This window comes from Pseudomonas sp. Pmew2, from assembly GCF_058129885.1.
On the sequence record NZ_CM176702.1, the window covers coordinates 6,030,220 to 6,046,058 of the forward strand.

The 15,839-nt window shown below is 56.6% G+C and carries 16 protein-coding genes and 2 pseudogenes; 11 read left to right on the forward strand and 7 right to left on the reverse strand.

Features of this window, described 5'->3' with window-relative positions; all coding sequences use genetic code 11:
* Positions 1-100: 100 nt before the first annotated feature.
* Both metK and AC4ANK_RS27815 read right to left on the reverse strand, forming a co-directional pair.
* Positions 101-1,291 (reverse strand): methionine adenosyltransferase, encoded by a 1,191-nt coding sequence (gene metK / locus AC4ANK_RS27810; RefSeq protein ID WP_002555698.1) that lies wholly within the window; start codon positions 1,289-1,291, stop codon positions 101-103.
* 20 nt (positions 1,292-1,311) lie between these two features.
* Entirely contained in the window at positions 1,312-2,307 is a 996-nt protein-coding gene (locus AC4ANK_RS27815) for an ArsR/SmtB family transcription factor (protein WP_002555697.1), read from the reverse strand.
* A gap of 258 nt (positions 2,308-2,565) precedes the next feature.
* On the opposite strand from AC4ANK_RS27815, the gene tkt reads away from it, so the two are divergent.
* The 10 genes and pseudogenes from tkt to AC4ANK_RS27865 all read left to right on the forward strand — a co-directional run bounded on the left by tkt (position 2,566) and on the right by AC4ANK_RS27865 (position 11,616).
* Complete coding sequence (tkt, locus tag AC4ANK_RS27820) at positions 2,566-4,563, forward strand: transketolase (protein WP_002555696.1); 1,998 nt, start codon at positions 2,566-2,568, stop codon at positions 4,561-4,563.
* 141 nt (positions 4,564-4,704) lie between these two features.
* Positions 4,705-5,748, forward strand: coding sequence for an erythrose-4-phosphate dehydrogenase (gene epd / locus AC4ANK_RS27825; protein WP_002555695.1), 1,044 nt, complete (start codon positions 4,705-4,707; stop codon positions 5,746-5,748).
* A 22-nt stretch (positions 5,749-5,770) separates the two neighbouring features.
* Positions 5,771-6,934: a phosphoglycerate kinase gene (locus tag AC4ANK_RS27830; protein WP_002555694.1), complete on the forward strand. Its 1,164-nt coding sequence runs from the start codon at positions 5,771-5,773 to the stop codon at positions 6,932-6,934.
* Positions 6,935-6,961: 27 nt separating this feature from the next.
* Positions 6,962-7,192, forward strand: a complete 231-nt coding sequence (locus AC4ANK_RS27835) for a putative periplasmic lipoprotein (protein ID WP_002555693.1) — start codon at positions 6,962-6,964, stop codon at positions 7,190-7,192.
* Between the two features lie 85 nt (positions 7,193-7,277).
* Positions 7,278-7,475 carry a hypothetical protein gene (locus tag AC4ANK_RS27840; protein WP_004654900.1) on the forward strand — a complete coding sequence of 66 codons (198 nt, stop codon included), beginning with the start codon at positions 7,278-7,280 and terminating at the stop codon, positions 7,473-7,475.
* A 52-nt stretch (positions 7,476-7,527) separates the two neighbouring features.
* Positions 7,528-7,854, forward strand: a complete 327-nt coding sequence (locus tag AC4ANK_RS27845) for an MliC family protein (protein WP_002555692.1) — start codon at positions 7,528-7,530, stop codon at positions 7,852-7,854.
* Between the two features lie 114 nt (positions 7,855-7,968).
* Entirely contained in the window at positions 7,969-9,033 is a 1,065-nt protein-coding gene (gene fba / locus AC4ANK_RS27850) for a class II fructose-bisphosphate aldolase (protein ID WP_004654897.1), read from the forward strand.
* Between the two features lie 160 nt (positions 9,034-9,193).
* Positions 9,194-10,569, forward strand: a protein-coding gene (locus AC4ANK_RS27855) for an IS3 family transposase (protein ID WP_095178871.1) whose coding sequence is annotated in 2 segments (ribosomal slippage) — positions 9,194-9,665 and positions 9,665-10,569 — 1,377 coding nt in all. Because the reading frame shifts where the segments join, the coding sequence is not laid out codon by codon here.
* A 239-nt stretch (positions 10,570-10,808) separates the two neighbouring features.
* On the forward strand, positions 10,809-11,279 hold the full coding sequence (locus AC4ANK_RS27860; RefSeq protein WP_002555835.1) for an Lrp/AsnC family transcriptional regulator: 471 nt from the start codon (positions 10,809-10,811) through the stop codon (positions 11,277-11,279).
* Positions 11,280-11,362: 83 nt separating this feature from the next.
* Positions 11,363-11,616 (forward strand): annotated as a pseudogene (locus tag AC4ANK_RS27865) (hypothetical protein).
* Here the strand turns inward: AC4ANK_RS27865 and AC4ANK_RS27870 are convergent.
* The 3 genes and pseudogenes from AC4ANK_RS27870 to AC4ANK_RS27880 all read right to left on the reverse strand — a co-directional run bounded on the left by AC4ANK_RS27870 (position 11,613) and on the right by AC4ANK_RS27880 (position 14,139).
* Positions 11,613-12,101, reverse strand: a complete 489-nt coding sequence (locus AC4ANK_RS27870) for a DUF4411 family protein (RefSeq protein ID WP_005745753.1) — start codon at positions 12,099-12,101, stop codon at positions 11,613-11,615. The pseudogene AC4ANK_RS27865 and the gene AC4ANK_RS27870 overlap by 4 nt on opposite strands.
* Positions 12,101-13,233: pseudogene (locus AC4ANK_RS27875) on the reverse strand (ImmA/IrrE family metallo-endopeptidase). The gene AC4ANK_RS27870 and the pseudogene AC4ANK_RS27875 overlap by 1 nt, the downstream one beginning before the upstream one ends.
* Before the next feature lie 231 nt (positions 13,234-13,464).
* Positions 13,465-14,139 (reverse strand): HAD family hydrolase, encoded by a 675-nt coding sequence (locus tag AC4ANK_RS27880; protein ID WP_002555838.1) that lies wholly within the window; start codon positions 14,137-14,139, stop codon positions 13,465-13,467.
* Positions 14,140-14,438: 299 nt separating this feature from the next.
* Here AC4ANK_RS27880 and AC4ANK_RS27885 point away from each other — a divergent pair, with 299 nt between their 5' ends.
* Entirely contained in the window at positions 14,439-14,645 is a 207-nt protein-coding gene (locus AC4ANK_RS27885) for a hypothetical protein (RefSeq protein ID WP_054096814.1), read from the forward strand.
* A 112-nt stretch (positions 14,646-14,757) separates the two neighbouring features.
* Here the strand turns inward: AC4ANK_RS27885 and AC4ANK_RS27890 are convergent, their stop codons facing one another.
* Both AC4ANK_RS27890 and AC4ANK_RS27895 read right to left on the reverse strand, forming a co-directional pair.
* Positions 14,758-15,057: a hypothetical protein gene (locus AC4ANK_RS27890; protein ID WP_002555839.1), complete on the reverse strand. Its 300-nt coding sequence runs from the start codon at positions 15,055-15,057 to the stop codon at positions 14,758-14,760.
* Between the two features lie 147 nt (positions 15,058-15,204).
* Positions 15,205-15,570, reverse strand: a complete 366-nt coding sequence (locus AC4ANK_RS27895; protein ID WP_002555840.1) for a histone-like nucleoid-structuring protein, MvaT/MvaU family — start codon at positions 15,568-15,570, stop codon at positions 15,205-15,207.
* Between the last annotated feature and the right edge of the window lie 269 nt (positions 15,571-15,839).

Consider the following 15,839-nt stretch of genomic DNA (forward strand, 5'->3'; position numbering starts at 1 on the left):
GAGCGTCCAGAACGGCATGCGACGCGGAGCGTCGCACGATAATCGCCAGACGAAAAAAAGCCCCGAACGACCAGGTCGCTCGGGGCTTTTTTCTGGTTTTTTACAGACCGGCAGCGGCGCGCAGGGCGTCGGCGCGGTCGGTTTTTTCCCAGGTGAAGGCGGTGAAGGTGTCATCGCCAACGGTCATTTCGACCGGGGTACGGCCGAAGTGGCCGTAGGCCGCAGTGGCCTGGTACATCGGGTGCAGCAGGTCGAGCATGGTGGTGATGGCGTATGGGCGCAGGTCGAAGTTGTCGCGGACCAGCTTGATGATCTTGTCATCGGACAGCTTGCCGGTGCCGAAGGTGTTCAGCGAGATCGACGTCGGCTGTGCCACGCCGATAGCGTAGGACACCTGAATTTCGCAACGCTCGGCCAGACCGGCAGCCACGATATTCTTGGCCACGTAACGACCGGCGTAAGCAGCCGAACGGTCAACCTTCGATGGGTCCTTGCCGGAGAATGCACCGCCACCGTGACGGGCCATGCCGCCGTAGGTGTCGACGATGATCTTGCGGCCGGTCAGGCCACAGTCACCTACCGGGCCACCGATGATGAAGTTGCCGGTCGGGTTGATGTGGAACTGGGTGTCCTTGTGCAGCAGGTGCGCAGGGATGACGTGCTTGACGATCAGCTCCATCACGCCTTCGCGCAGGTCCTTGTAGGACACATCCGGGTTGTGCTGAGTCGACAGTACGATGGCGTCGACGCCGACAACCTTGCCGTTTTCGTAACGGCAGGTAACCTGGGATTTTGCATCCGGGCGCAACCACGGCAGCAGGCCGGATTTACGCGCTTCGGCCTGACGCTGCACCAATTGGTGAGAGAAGGTGATCGGTGCTGGCATCAGCACGTCGGTTTCGTTGCTGGCGTAGCCGAACATCAGGCCCTGGTCGCCAGCGCCCTGATCTTCAGGCTTGCTGCGGTCAACGCCTTGGGCGATGTCTACCGACTGTTTGCCGATGATGTTCATCACGCCGCAAGTCGCGCCGTCGAAACCGACGTCGGAGCTGTTGTAGCCGATGTCGAGGATGACGTTACGCACGATGTCTTCCAGATCGACCCAGGCCGAAGTCGACACTTCGCCAGCGATGATTGCCACACCGGTCTTGACCAGTGTTTCGCACGCTACACGGGCGTATTTGTCTTCAGCGATGATAGCGTCCAGAACCGCGTCGGAAATCTGGTCGGCGATCTTGTCCGGATGTCCTTCGGACACGGACTCGGAGGTGAAAAGTGAATATTCGCTCATCTCTACGGGTTTCCTTCATTTTACCGATGGTGAGTGTCGCCAGCCGGTCGCTGAAAATGGCGAACCTGGATCTGGAAACCATTACGTAAGCCTACATAGAGGCTTTCCCCGGGAACTAGCCCCGCAGCGATGGCCCAACGGGCCAGGTCTTCCTGCTCGAAACCTAACCAGAGATCGCCACAGGCCTCCCTGGCCCAGCTCTGGTCATGACTACACAATTCTGTTACCAGCAAACTACCGCCGGGTTTTACGTGTTCAGCCAGTTGCCTGAGGGCCTGGGCCGGGACTGCGAAATGATGCAGCACCATGTTGAGGACGACGCAGTCGGCACTGACTTTAGCGTCCGTCAGTGCATCGGCCAGCCTCAGCTCAACGTTAGCCAGCGCCTTGCGCTCGCAGACGCCGCGCGCCAGGTCCAGCATCACCGGGCTGTTGTCCATCGCGATAACCTGACCGAAGCGCCGGGCCAGCTCTGGCAGAAAGCCGCCGTCGCCGGGGCCTACTTCCAGCGCCGTTGCCTGCGCGCCGAAGCTCAGTTTGTCGAGCAAGGTCAGCAGGCTTTCGCTGTACTGCGCCAGACCGGCGATCAGGTCCTGCTGGGCACGAAACTTTTCGGCAGTACGGGCAAAGAAATCCTGGCTAGCCAGTGCACGTTGTCGATGCACCAGGCCTATGCGGCTCTGTACGTCGTCCGGCAGGTTCAGCGTGTCCACTTCATCAAGCAGCGCCGCATGCAGCCTGCCACCCGGCAATTCAGTGTGGGGCAGGGCGCGACGGTAGAAAATCGCATTGCCTTCACGCCGCGTTGCAACCAGATCGGCCTGCGCCAGCACCTTGAGGTGATGACTCATGCCAGACTGGCCGATGGCAAAAATCTGCGCCAGCTCAAGCACGCCGAACGAATCGTTGGTCAGCACACGCAGTACATTAAGCCGCAAGGGATCGCCGCCGGCCTTGCACAATGCAGAGAGGTCGTCGCATGCATCATGGCGAATGGCAGGTACACGCAGGTTCATAGCTGCGCAGTCTAGAGAGCGATCCGGAGCGCTGCAAGGGCAATATCAAAAAGTTTTGATATTGCTGGATGGGTGGCACCGGTCAGGCCTTGTGAACTTGTTGCGCTGACGGGTAATCCAGTCTTACAGGGCAAATAATGTCCGTAACCCCGGAAAAAAGCCTATGGTCGACTATCTGTGATTGCCCCCGGCCTGTCCCTGAGGGAAAATGGCCGTCTTTTTTCCGATCCTAATTTTACAATTCCCAGGAGATCAGCGATGCCAAGCCGTCGTGAGCGTGCCAATGCTATTCGTGCCCTAAGCATGGATGCCGTGCAAAAAGCCAACAGCGGCCATCCGGGTGCCCCGATGGGCATGGCGGATATCGCCGAGGTTCTGTGGCGTGATTATCTGAGGCACAACCCTGCAAACCCTGCGTTTGCTGACCGTGACCGTTTCATCATGTCCAACGGCCATGGTTCGATGCTGGTCTATTCGTTGCTGCACCTGACCGGCTACGACCTGTCCATCGACGACCTGAAAAACTTCCGTCAGCTGCACAGCCGCACACCGGGTCACCCCGAGTTTGGCTATACCCCAGGCGTTGAAACCACTACTGGCCCATTGGGTCAGGGTTTTGCCAACGCCGTCGGTTTTGCCGCTGCCGAGAAAACCCTCGCCGCACAGTTCAACCGTCCAGGCCATTCCATCGTTGATCACCATACCTACGTGTTTATGGGTGATGGCTGCATGATGGAAGGTATTTCCCACGAAGTCGCTTCCCTGGCCGGTACGCTGCAACTGGACAAGCTGATTGCGTTTTACGACGACAACGGCATCTCCATCGATGGCGAAGTCGAAGGCTGGTTTACCGACGATACGCCGAAGCGCTTCGAGTCCTACGGCTGGCTGGTGATCCGCAATGTCGACGGTCATGACCCTGAAGAAATCAAGACCGCCATCGACACCGCGCGCAAGAGCGACAAGCCGACGCTGATCTGCTGCAAGACCACCATCGGCTTTGGCTCGCCGAACAAGCAGGGCAAGGAAGAATCCCATGGTGCGCCGCTGGGTGCGGACGAAATCGCCCTGACCCGTGCGGCCCTGAAATGGAACCACGGTCCTTTCGAAATTCCGGCTGATATCTACGCCGAGTGGAATGCGAAAGAAAAAGGCCTGGCTGCCGAAGCCGAGTGGGATCAGCGCTTTGCTGCCTATTCCGCCGCTTTCCCTGAACTGGCCAACGACTTCATTCGTCGCATGAGCGGCGAGTTGCCTGCTGACTTTGCAGAGAAATCCGCTGCTTATGTCGCCGAAGTCAACGCCAAAGGCGAAACCATCGCCAGCCGTAAGGCCAGTCAGAACGCCCTGAGCGCACTGGGCCCGTTGCTGCCGGAAATTCTCGGTGGTTCGGCCGACCTGGCCGGCTCCAACCTGACCATCTGGAAAGGCTGCAAGAGCATCACTGGCGAAGACCCCAACGGCAACTACCTGCACTACGGTGTTCGTGAGTTCGGTATGGGCGCCATGATGAACGGTATTGCCCTGCACGGCGGCTTCGTGCCGTATGGCGCAACCTTCCTGATCTTCATGGAATACGCTCGCAACGCGGTGCGTATGGCCTCGCTGATGAAGAAGCGCGTGATCTACGTATTCACCCACGACTCCATCGGTCTGGGCGAAGACGGCCCGACTCACCAGCCGATCGAGCAACTGACCAGCCTGCGTACCACGCCGAACCTGGACACCTGGCGTCCGGCAGATGCCGTGGAATCGGCAGTGGCCTGGAAACACGCCATCGAGCGCAATGACGGCCCATCCGCGTTGATTTTCTCGCGTCAGAACCTGACTCACCAAGCGCGTGAACAGCAGCAAATAGATGCCATTGCCCGTGGCGGCTATGTACTGCGTGACTGCGCTGCAGAGCCTGAGCTAATTCTGATCGCGACCGGTTCTGAAGTCGGTCTGGCTGTGCAGGCGTATGACAAGCTGACCGAGCAGGGTCGCAACGTTCGTGTGGTCTCCATGCCATGCACCAGCATCTTCGAAGCTCAGGATGCGGCCTACAAGCAGGCTGTTCTGCCGCTGCAGGTCAGTGCACGTATTGCCATCGAAGCGGCTCACGCCGACTACTGGTACAAATACGTGGGTCTGGAAGGTCGCGTGATCGGCATGACCACGTTCGGCGAGTCGGCCCCTGCGTCAGCCTTGTTCGAAGAGTTCGGCTTTACGCTGGAAAACGTCTTGAGCACGGCTGAAGAGCTGCTTGAAGACTGATCAGCTATGTAACGTTGATGTTGATGTTGTGGGAGCGAGCTTGCTCGCGAATGTAGCAACTCGGTAAATCAGCTGAACCGAGTGCTGCCATTTGCGGACAAGTCCGCTCCCACATGACTGTTATTCCCTGGCGAAAACTTCATGCCCCAGCCCCGCCCTTACAAAGTTGCTCTGAACGGTTACGGCCGTATTGGTCGTTGCGTCGTTCGCGCACTGTGCGAGCGAGGGGCCAAGGCCGGGTTTGAAGTGGTTGCCATCAATGATCTGGCCGACATGGCCAGTCTCGAATACCTCACGCGCTTTGACTCCACACACGGCCGGTTTCCCGGCGAAGTGCGGGTCGAGGGGCAATACCTGCATATCAATGATCACCGCATCAAGGTTCTGCGCAGTGCGACGCCGGAAGGCATCGACTGGGCCGGGCTGGAGGTCGATCTTGTGCTTGAGTGTTCCGGTGTCTACAACACTCGCGAAGACGGCCAGCGCTTTCTGAATGCCGGTGCGCCGAGGGTGCTGTTCTCTCAGCCGATGGCCAGCGAGCGGGATGTCGACGCCACTGTCGTGTTCGGCGTCAACCAGCAGAAGCTGACTGGCCGGGAATTACTGGTCTCCGCAGCGTCGTGTACCACCAATTGCAGTGTGCCGCTGCTGCGTCTGCTGGATCAGGCCATCGGCCTTGAGTACATCACCATTACGACCATCCATTCGGCGATGAATGATCAGCCGGTAATCGACGCCTATCACCACGAGGATCTGCGCCGTACGCGCTCGGCGTTTCAGTCGATCATTCCGGTGTCCACCGGTCTGGCGCGCGGAATCGAGCGGCTGCTTCCGGAACTTGCCGGCCGAATTCAGGCCAAAGCTGTTCGTGTTCCGACCGTCAATGTGTCTTGCCTGGACATTACGCTGCAAATGTCGCGAGACACCGACGCTGTCGAGATCAACCGTATTTTGCGTGAGGCCGCCACCAGCGGCCCGCTCAAGGGACTGCTGGCCTACACTGAGTTGCCGCACGCCAGCTGCGATTTCAACCATGACCCGCATTCGGCGATTGTCGATGCGAGTCAGACCCGCGTTTCCGGTCCCAGGCTGGTCAATCTGCTGGCCTGGTTCGATAACGAATGGGGTTTTGCCAACCGAATGCTCGACGTCGCCGATCACTTTCTGCGCGTCGCTGACCAATAACAGTAAAAAAACAGGAATGCTCATGACCGTCTTGAAGATGACCGACCTCGATCTGCAAGGTAAACGTGTACTGATCCGCGAAGACCTCAATGTCCCGGTAAAGGACGGCGTTGTCAGCAGTGATGCACGTATTCTTGCCTCGCTGCCGACCATCAGGCTGGCGTTGGAAAAAGGCGCGGCCGTCATGGTCTGCTCGCACCTGGGTCGTCCGACCGAGGGCGAGTTCTCTGCTGAAAACAGCCTCAAGCCGGTTGCCGATTACCTGAGCAAGGCATTGGGTCGTGATGTTCCGCTGGTTGCCCATTATCTGGACGGCGTTGACGTCAAGGCCGGCGACGTCGTGCTGTTCGAGAACGTTCGCTTCAACAAGGGTGAGAAAAAGAACGCCGACGAGCTGGCACAGAAATATGCGGCCCTGTGCGACGTGTTCGTGATGGACGCTTTCGGTACCGCTCACCGTGCCGAGGGCTCGACCCACGGCGTTGCCAAATTCGCCAAAGTGGCAGCGGCAGGCCCGTTGCTGGCCGCCGAGCTTGAAGCGCTGGGCAAGGCCTTGGGCGCTCCGGCTCAGCCGATGACTGCCATCGTTGCCGGCTCCAAGGTGTCCACCAAGCTTGACGTACTCAACAGCCTGAGCGGCATCTGCAATCAGTTGATCGTCGGCGGCGGCATTGCCAACACCTTCCTCGCTGCGGCCGGTCACAAGGTCGGTAAATCGCTGTACGAACCTGACCTGCTCGACACCGCTCGCGCCATCGCCGCCAAGGTCAGCGTGCCATTGCCGACGGACGTGGTGGTTGCCAAGGAATTCGCCGAGAGCGCCACTGCAACCGTCAAGCTGATCGCTGACGTGGCCGACGACGACATGATTCTTGATATTGGCCCGCAAACTGCTGCGCATTTCGCCGAATTACTGAAATCTTCCGGGACTATCCTGTGGAACGGTCCAGTCGGCGTGTTTGAATTCGATCAGTTTGGTGAAGGCACCAAAACGCTGGCCAAGGCCATTGGCGAAAGCCAGGCGTTCTCCATCGCGGGCGGTGGCGACACACTGGCGGCTATCGATAAGTATGGTGTTGCAGAACAGATTTCCTACATTTCGACCGGTGGCGGTGCATTCCTCGAGTTCGTGGAAGGCAAGGTTCTGCCAGCGGTAGAAGTGCTCGAACAACGCGCCAAGGCTTGAATGAAAGCTTTGGACAAGGAGTGGTCAATGGTCAGGGCGTTACCGTGGTTTCTCATCGCAGGTTTGCTGGCCGGTTGCGCGGGCAAACCTGCGGTTGAAGAGGTGGAGAGCGACTCCCCGAGCCAACCGCTCCAGTTAAGCTGTTATCAGGCGGGCTGGCAGGCTGAAACGGTGCCGGTCATCTACAAGCGTGGCGGTCCGCAGGCATGGGATCGTTACGAGTTCATGCCCAGAACAGGCAATGTAGGATGTTTGTGAGCCAGGTCTGAAATCCGTTTGGCAACATTGACGGGCTTGGGCGGTCTTTAAAGAGTGGATATTTTTCCGGCAAAGGAGTTTCGCCATGAAGATCGCTGCCCTGGCTCTGATGAGCTGCGTTGTATTGGCTGGTTGTACCGGTTCTGGCTCACATGCCAAGACCTGTCAGATATTCAGCCCGGCCTCTGTGAATGTGCCGACGACTGAAAACAGTCAACGGGTCGAGGCACATGTAACGGGTGAGCCGGCCGACGACCGTAAACAGGAACAGAACTGCCCCTGACAGTTGAAACGACCGGCATACACCGCGTTTCGCAGGGCAGCCAGGAGATGTAATGAGACGCGTGATTGCCCTTGGGGTTTTGGCAGTGCTTGGCGGTTGTTCGAGCCTGAGCACATCGCAGCACAATGACCCCTGGAACCGTTGGGTGTGTGACAGCAATGCAGAGGTCAACTGGCGCTACATCGATTCGGCCAAAAAGGAAGTCGATGTTCGTCTGAATCAGAGCGATCAGGTGTTCAGGCTCAAGGCTGAACCCGGCGCTGCCAGCGGAACGCTTTACAGCAACAATGTGTTGGCATTCGTCAACAAGGGTAGCGAGGGCCTGATCTATTGGGACGCTACCAACGATCTGATCGGTCGCGGCTGCAAGGCCAGATAAGTCGGATCTCGGGCACACACGCACAGCCTTCGTGGCTGAGCTTATAACTTGAATGGCAGCCGCCACTACGGCAGGCTTGCTCGATTAACGACCCTACCGGGAGAGAGACAGACAATGGCACTTATCAGCATGCGCCAGATGTTGGACCACGCAGCCGAATTCGGCTACGGCGTTCCAGCTTTCAACGTAAACAACCTGGAACAGATGCGCGCCATTATGGAAGCGGCCGACAAGACCGACTCCCCGGTGATCGTCCAGGCTTCTGCCGGTGCCCGCAAATACGCCGGTGCGCCGTTTCTGCGTCACCTGATTCTCGCCGCGATCGAAGAATTTCCGCACATCCCGGTGGTCATGCACCAGGACCACGGCACCAGCCCTGACATCTGCCAGCGCTCGATCCAGCTGGGCTTCAGCTCGGTGATGATGGACGGCTCGCTGCGTGAAGACGGCAAGTCCCCAGCCGATTACGACTACAACGTCGACGTTACCCGTCGCGTAGTGTCCTTTGCTCACGCCTGCGGCGTTTCCGTGGAAGGTGAGCTGGGCGTGCTGGGTTCGCTGGAAACCGGTATGGCCGGTGAAGAAGATGGTGTTGGCGCGGAAGGCGTTCTGGACCACAGCCAGATGCTGACCGACCCTGAAGAAGCGGCTGACTTCGTCAAGCGCACCCAGGTCGATGCTCTGGCCATTGCCATTGGCACCAGCCACGGTGCGTACAAGTTCACCAAGCCGCCTACCGGTGACATCCTGGCGATCGAGCGTATTAAAGAGATCCACAAGCGCATCCCTAACACTCACCTGGTGATGCACGGTTCCTCGTCCGTTCCACAGGAATGGCTGAAGATCATCAACGAGTTCGGCGGCGACATCAAAGAAACCTACGGTGTGCCGGTCGAAGAAATCGTTGAAGGCATCAAGCACGGCGTGCGCAAGGTCAACATCGATACCGACCTGCGTCTGGCCTCTACCGGTGCCATCCGCGAATTCATGGCTAAAAACCCAAGCGAGTTCGACCCGCGCAAGTATCTGGCCAAAACCGTCTCGGCCATGCGTGACGTGTGCATCGCGCGCTACGAAGCCTTCGGCACCGCTGGCAACGCCTCGAAGATCAAACCGATCTCCCTGGACGCCATGTTCGAACGCTACGCGCGTGGCGAGCTGGATGCCAAGATCAACTGAGTTGATTGCGCATTGAAGAAACCCGCAGAAATGCGGTTTTTTTTATAGCGCTTCGAAATTGGCAGCGCGGCGCAGATTTGTGACGCAGAGCGTCACGACAGGCATTCCCACGCTGGAGTGGTATGACCCCCGAAGGTTGGACGCAACCTTTGGAGGCGTCATGGGTAAATATACAGTGCAGGCAAAACTCGCAGCCGTGAAAGAATATTGTGCCGGCAAGGCAGGGTTGAGGGATGTTGCGCATCGCCACGATGTGGACTTTTCCTGTCTTCGTCAGTGGGTCGCGGCTTATCAGATCCACGGCCCAGCGGCTCTTAAAGAGAAAAAGCGGCAGCGTTACAGTGACGAGTTCAAGCTAGCTGTTTTGAAGCGCATGCATGATGAGCGATTATCACTGCGCCAGACAGCGGCCTTGTTCGATATCCGTCAGTTCGGCATCATCAATCTATGGCAGCGCCTTTTTGACGAAGGTGCGCTTAACGCCTCCTCAAAGCCCCCTGAGAAAGCTGGACGCCCAAGAAAGATGACGACGACCCTTCCCCCTGTGAATTCCGCTCCAGTCGACGATGAATCGCGTTCGCGTGACGAGTTGCTTGCCGAGGTGAAGCAACTGCGGATGGAGGTCGATTATCTAAAAAAGCTCGATGCCTTGGTTCAGAAGAAGCAACGAATAGCGCAGCAGAAAAAGCGCAAATCGTAATAGAACTGAGGCCTTTGCATTCTCTGGACGGCCTGCTGAAGTTTGCCGGTCTGGCACGCAGCACTTTTTACTATCAACAAAAGGTACTGCTGGCAGACGACAAATACGCAGGGCTGAAGGACCTGATTCAGGCAACGTTCTACGAGCATAAGGGCCGGTATGGCTATCGTCGCATCACGGCAGTCTTGCGCAGGGCGGGCCATCTTGTGAACCACAAGACGGTGCAGAAACTAATGGGGCAGCTAGGCCTGAAGAGCCTGATACGCGTGAAGAAATACCGTTTCTACAAAGGCGAAACAGGTAAGGCCGCGCCTAACCTGCTAAAGCGTGATTTCAAAGCGCAATACCTTAACCAGAAATGGGCCACCGACGTGACCGAATTCAAAGTAGGAGGCCAGAAACTCTATCTGTCGCCGATCATGGATTTGTACAACGGCGAAATCATTTCCTATGCGATTGCCAGGCGCCCGCTGTACTCCATGGTCGACGAAATGCTTGACGGAGCATTCACGCGGCTTGGACCGGATGAAAAGCCGATTTTGCATTCTGACCAGGGCTGGCAATATCGGATGCCTATTTACCAGCGACTGCTCCATGAGAATTCGATCACAGCCAGCATGTCGCGCAAGGGTAACTGCTATGACAACGCGGCTATAGAGAGCTTTTTTAGCACGCTGAAATCCGAATTTTTCTACCTGAACAAATTTAACGATCTGGATGAGCTTCAAGCGGGTATCGAAGAGTACATTGAGTATTACAATCACTCACGCATAAAACTGAAGCTTAACGGCCTGAGTCCTGTGGAATTCAGGATGCAGGCCGCCAAGGCAGCGTAAGTGGATAATTGTCCAACCTTCGGGGGGCATACCACTCCGCGTGGGAATGCAGTTCTGGACGCTCCGCGTCCAATCCGGGGATGCAAGGGGCTGCACCGTTGGGTGACGCAGAGCGTCACGAAATGCATGCCAACGCGGAGCATTGGCACGATAGTCATGCTGTGTGAGGCGCAGAATTGGAGTCAGACACCCATCGTTCCTCACGATAAGTGTAGAGCGACTAACGCAGGAAACCGCTAATGGACAAATTCGACCGGGCAATTCTCGACATTCTGCAAACCGACTGCACTCGCTCGGTGGCGGACATCGCCGAGCGCATCGGCCTGGGCAGCACCGCGTGCTGGCGACGCATCCAGAAGCTGGAAGAGGCCGGCATCATCGACCGCCGGGTTGCCCTGCTCAATCCGCAACGTCTGAACGTGTCGGTCAGCGTCTTTGCAGCCATTCGCACCAACCAGCACAACGCCGCCTGGCTCGAACAGTTCCACGCTGCCGTCGGCGAACTGCCTGAAGTGGTCGAGTGCTACCGCATGGCAGGCGACACCGACTACATGCTGCGCATCGTCGTGGCTGACATCGCAGGGTACGACGCGGTGTACAAACAACTGATCAGCATCCCCGGGATCAGCGACGTAAGCTCCAGCTTCGCCATGGAACAGATCAAGTTCACCACCGGCCTGCCCTTGCAATACGCATCGTTTGGCGGCTGAGCGCAGCCACGCTCATCGATTGAATCGAACCCTCAGCCCGATGCCACGTCCACTTTCTTTGGCAAACGAAAAAGGTGGCTGACATGACAACCGATCACATACTCACAAACAGCGTGCCCAAAGAAGACCCCGCCAGCCGGAACTCGGCCAATACGACCGCGAAGCCGACCCGGTACTCGCCATGAACTCAAACAAGCCCGGCGTCGGTTCTGCCAGAGGCGATGAAGTGAAGAAGCGTACGGAAAATGACGAGGCCTACGAGGACGATGGGCTGGAAGTCTATCCGGATGACCCGGATATCGTGGCAGATGAAGGTGGTGGTGTTTCGCCGGGTTAAGGAAGTACAAACCTGGCATTGAGGTGGTGTAACAGCTCAAACGTGTTCATGTAAGGGACGTTGAGCTGCTCACACAGGTTGGGGATGATGAACTTTCGCTTTGCGTCCAGATTACGCACCTCATGCGTAACTACGGTTGCTCCGGATGTCAGGGCCTTGGCGATCAGCCATGGATCGGCCCCCTTAAGAAACTCCTCCATTGCTCCAGTCTTCATGCCTTGCGCTTGCGCTACCAACGTAGCGACTTTCACGAATTCGGCCTGAGTCTTTTCATCCGAAATGCTTTGGAAAAAAGTCGAATTATTTTTTGCCCAGTCAGCCAGCTCATCATGGCCTTTGGTAAGTTCGTCTTTAACAGGACCGATACTGGCCAAGAAAAATGTCTGGTTTTGAAGCAGCAACCATTGCCAATAAGCCGGACAAATCGTCATGCCGTAATAGCGATTCTTGGCTTCAATCAGGGTGTTGGAGTCCATCAGAAACATCACCGGGCCAGTGTCTCCGCCAGCGTTCTTAACTTGGCTGGCTGTACACCGAGAAGACTACCTGCCTCACGCAACAGCATCCGCCCACTCAGGGTTTCGGTCAGTACAGCCCTACTCAGCCGCGTACTGTTTTTGGCCGTTGCATTGCGGTAGTAATCCCCGGCACCGCCTTTCTCTTCCCGGAATGCCTTTAGGACCTTCTGGTAATAGAGGCCGTACTGCTCTTGCGTAACGTAGCCCAGGTCCATCGCGCGTCGACCAATAACAAGCTTGCTGACATGAAACCTCGTAGCGAGAGGGGCCAGATTACTTTCCCATTCAATACCAGCGTTCCATACAGCTCGAAAAAGCTCTTCGGGTACAAGAAACTCACCCGCCACGGCGTTGCAGAATCGCTCTTCCTCTCGACCATTCGCAGTACCCGCGTCAGAAACGCCGCTGCTGCCAATCCAGAGATGAGCGAGTTCGTGCATCAACGTAAATAACCGAGCTGTCGGAGCATCCGAGCTGTTGATAAACACCACTGGAGCCAGCGAATTACTGATGGCGAAGCCTCGAAACTCACTGACCTCCAGTTTGCGATGGGTATTGCCCAGCGCGATGCCACTGCGCATGACAAGCACACCAGCCACTTCGGCAGCATCAATCAGCGCGCGGCTGTATTTATCGTAATCAAGGCGGGACTTTTCCGGATCGACACCGAGAGTTTGCCGAATATCACTCACAACCGTCTTCACCGGAGTCCGGCTGTCGAAGCGACCGACGAACGGAAGAGGCTGGTGCTCTTGTACGTGAAGGTATTCCAGATACCAGTCCTGTTTGCGAATTGCGTTACTGTGTCCACAAGCTCCAAACTTGGCCGCAAGGGTGCCGAGTTACCGACTGTGCGCAAGTCTGGTAGCGGCAGCTGTTCGACAGGAGGCTGAGGCAAGAACAAAAACCCAAAGGGAACATGCGCAACGCTCGCCCACTTCTGGGCTTGCAAAAAGGTTGGTCTCGCCTTTCCTGCTTCCCACTCCTTGATACGCTCAGGTTTCACAGGCAGCTTTCTGGCGACCTGGGCGGCAGACAGGCCTGCCCGCTCGCGGGACCACGTGAGGATGCTTGGGTTAACGAACGCGGCTTGGCTCATGGCAAATCTGGAATATCAGAGAGGAGTGTGTCGGGCCAGTGCAAGCGCGGGCTACTGTGCATTGCCTTTTCCTTGGCTATGACGAGCACCGCAGAATACAGCGCGTGCACGTACACTATGGGCTCGCAATGCTACGGTCAATGACGGCAGCGAGTGATATGGGAATGATGAACCCGATTTTCGCGGGCATGTAGGTAAATAATTACCTCATTTGCCACGCCAGCCGATCATTCAAGGGCGAGAAGCAATCTCGTCCAGATGATTCAGCAGATCCAGCGGGTCTTCATAGACCCTCAAGGCACCTGCGCGCTCAAGCTCGCCGATGTCATAACCACCCGAAAGCAGGCCCACGCCGGTTGCCTTGCAGCGGCGCGCCGCCAGCATGTCCCAGATCGCATCGCCAATCACCAGGCACTCGTCGATAGGCGCGTTTATCTTCTTCGCTGCTGCCAGGAATAGATCCGGGTCTGGCTTGCCGTAGCTCACGTCATCGCGCGTAACGATGTTGATCTCATTGATGTCCAGTTTCAGAGCCTTGAGATTGATCGTCGCCGTATCAATCCCGCCGCTCGTGGCGATGCACCACTTGAGGTTTTCCTTATTGAGCGTCTCAAGCAGCTCGACAGCGCCCGGCAGCGCAATGATCTGCCCCTGTAGCCGCTCATACGCCTGAGCGTGTTTTTCGCTGAGTCGTTCGGCTTGTTCTTCACTGATATCCAAGCCGGTTTCACGCGACAACGACTTCAACATCAGCCCGCCGCTCATGCCGATCTTGCGGTGAATACGCCACATCGCAAGCGGGATATTTTCTGCATCCAGTGCTTCTTTCCAGGCAGCAACGTTTTGATAAACGCTGTCGGTCAGCGTGCCGTCCAGGTCGAAGATGAAGGAGGTTTGCGGTCTCATAGGGTTACTCTTTTTGAATTCGGGTTGACCATCTGGCGAGGTCCGGAGCGAGCAATCAGCTGCCAGCCGAGGCTAAACAATGCTTCAAACAAGGCATCGTCAGACAGTGGAGAGATGGGCATTTGTCAGGGTCATAGGCTTTCGAGTCGGTGGTGCGTTGAGCGTTCGATTTTTCAGGGGCTCGGTTCGACCGGAGGGGACTCTTGAAGACGTTCTGTTCAGAGAACGAAAAGTGCCAATATCGTAATCGGCACATTCTAGTGTGCCGAAATCGTGTGGCTGCGGATCATATTGATCAGATGAAAACAGTCAAATACGGCGACAGCGACTACCAAGTGCCTGAATTCTGGTCTCAGTTAATTGCAATAGCGCCAAAAAAAGGGAAGGTGGGTGAGGCTATCGTCATTGACCATTACGCCGCTCGCGGGCATGTGCTGGATGTTGGTGACTGTTACCCAGCCATAACCACGCTGACTTCTCACGGTTATACGCAAGCCTTGAAATGACTATCGTGCCAATGCTCCGCGTTGGCATGCCGTTCGTGACGCTCTGCGTCACACATCTACAGTCTGGCAACGCAGCCCAAGGACCCTACAGAATCGCGTGTAATCAGCGTGATTACTGGTGAGTGTCCGCATTCTCAGCTGGATAAAACTCACCCTTGCTTCCCATCCTTTCCAGCCGCTCACGAACGAGCGCCTCGACGCTGGCCACTGCAGCCCGGTCGTCAGGGTTGACCAGTTGCAAGTGCAGGCGACTATTGTTCTGATCGTGGGTACCTTCGCTGAGCATGTCGTGTGTGACGACTTGTTCGCCACGCCACAGACATAGCTGAGTATGGGTATCACCAAGCCATATCTCTTTAACTGATCTGAGGTCAGTTTTAGCCAGTTGGTCCACGGTGATTGTCTTTTCCATTGCGCTGTACCTTTTCAGTGAGTCGATAGAGGTCTGACGTACTGGCGAAGCGGGTCGTTCCCGACATCGGCAGTTCGACCGCGCGAACGGTGATTAGCCGATGCTCCAGATTAACCCCGGTCAATCAACCGTTGCATGGCGCAAGGCTTATTTCTTCAGCCAGCTCTCGACGACATCAGCACCGTGCTCTGCTTTCCACTCTTTCAAGGCTCTGTGATTCCCACCTTTGGTTTCGATCACTTCACCGGTCTTCGGATTCTTGTACACCTTGAGTTCACGCGGCTTGCGCGTGCCCGCAGGTTTATCCGCGACCTGGCGACGTGACGAGTTCTGTGGGTCCAGCAGATTGACAATGTGCTTGAGGCTGAAGCCGTAGTGCTCAAGCAGCTTGCGCAGCTTGGTTTCGAACTCGATCTCTTTCTTCAGGCCCTCGTTGCCTTTCATGGTCTCCAGTGCCTGAAGTTGCTCGGCGAGGTGTTTTTCCAGCTGACGGTATTCTGCGAGTTTGGACATGGTGTTTTCCTTATAAACAGGTGGGCGTAGTTATTGAGAGAGATAGCGCCCGTTACAAGTTCAGCCTATTTTCCGCAGGTCGGCTGGATTTAAATACGTCGGAGTAACGCCATAAGCCGGATTGCCCAGGCTTCCGGTTATTTTCAAAAATGCGGTTTTTCGCGCACAAAATTAACAGCGGTTTTTGCCCATCTGTTCTGCAAGCCAGTGAAAAGTTTTGATTGGTCTATTTCCTGACGCAATAAAACGGCGACTCTACCTATTGACTG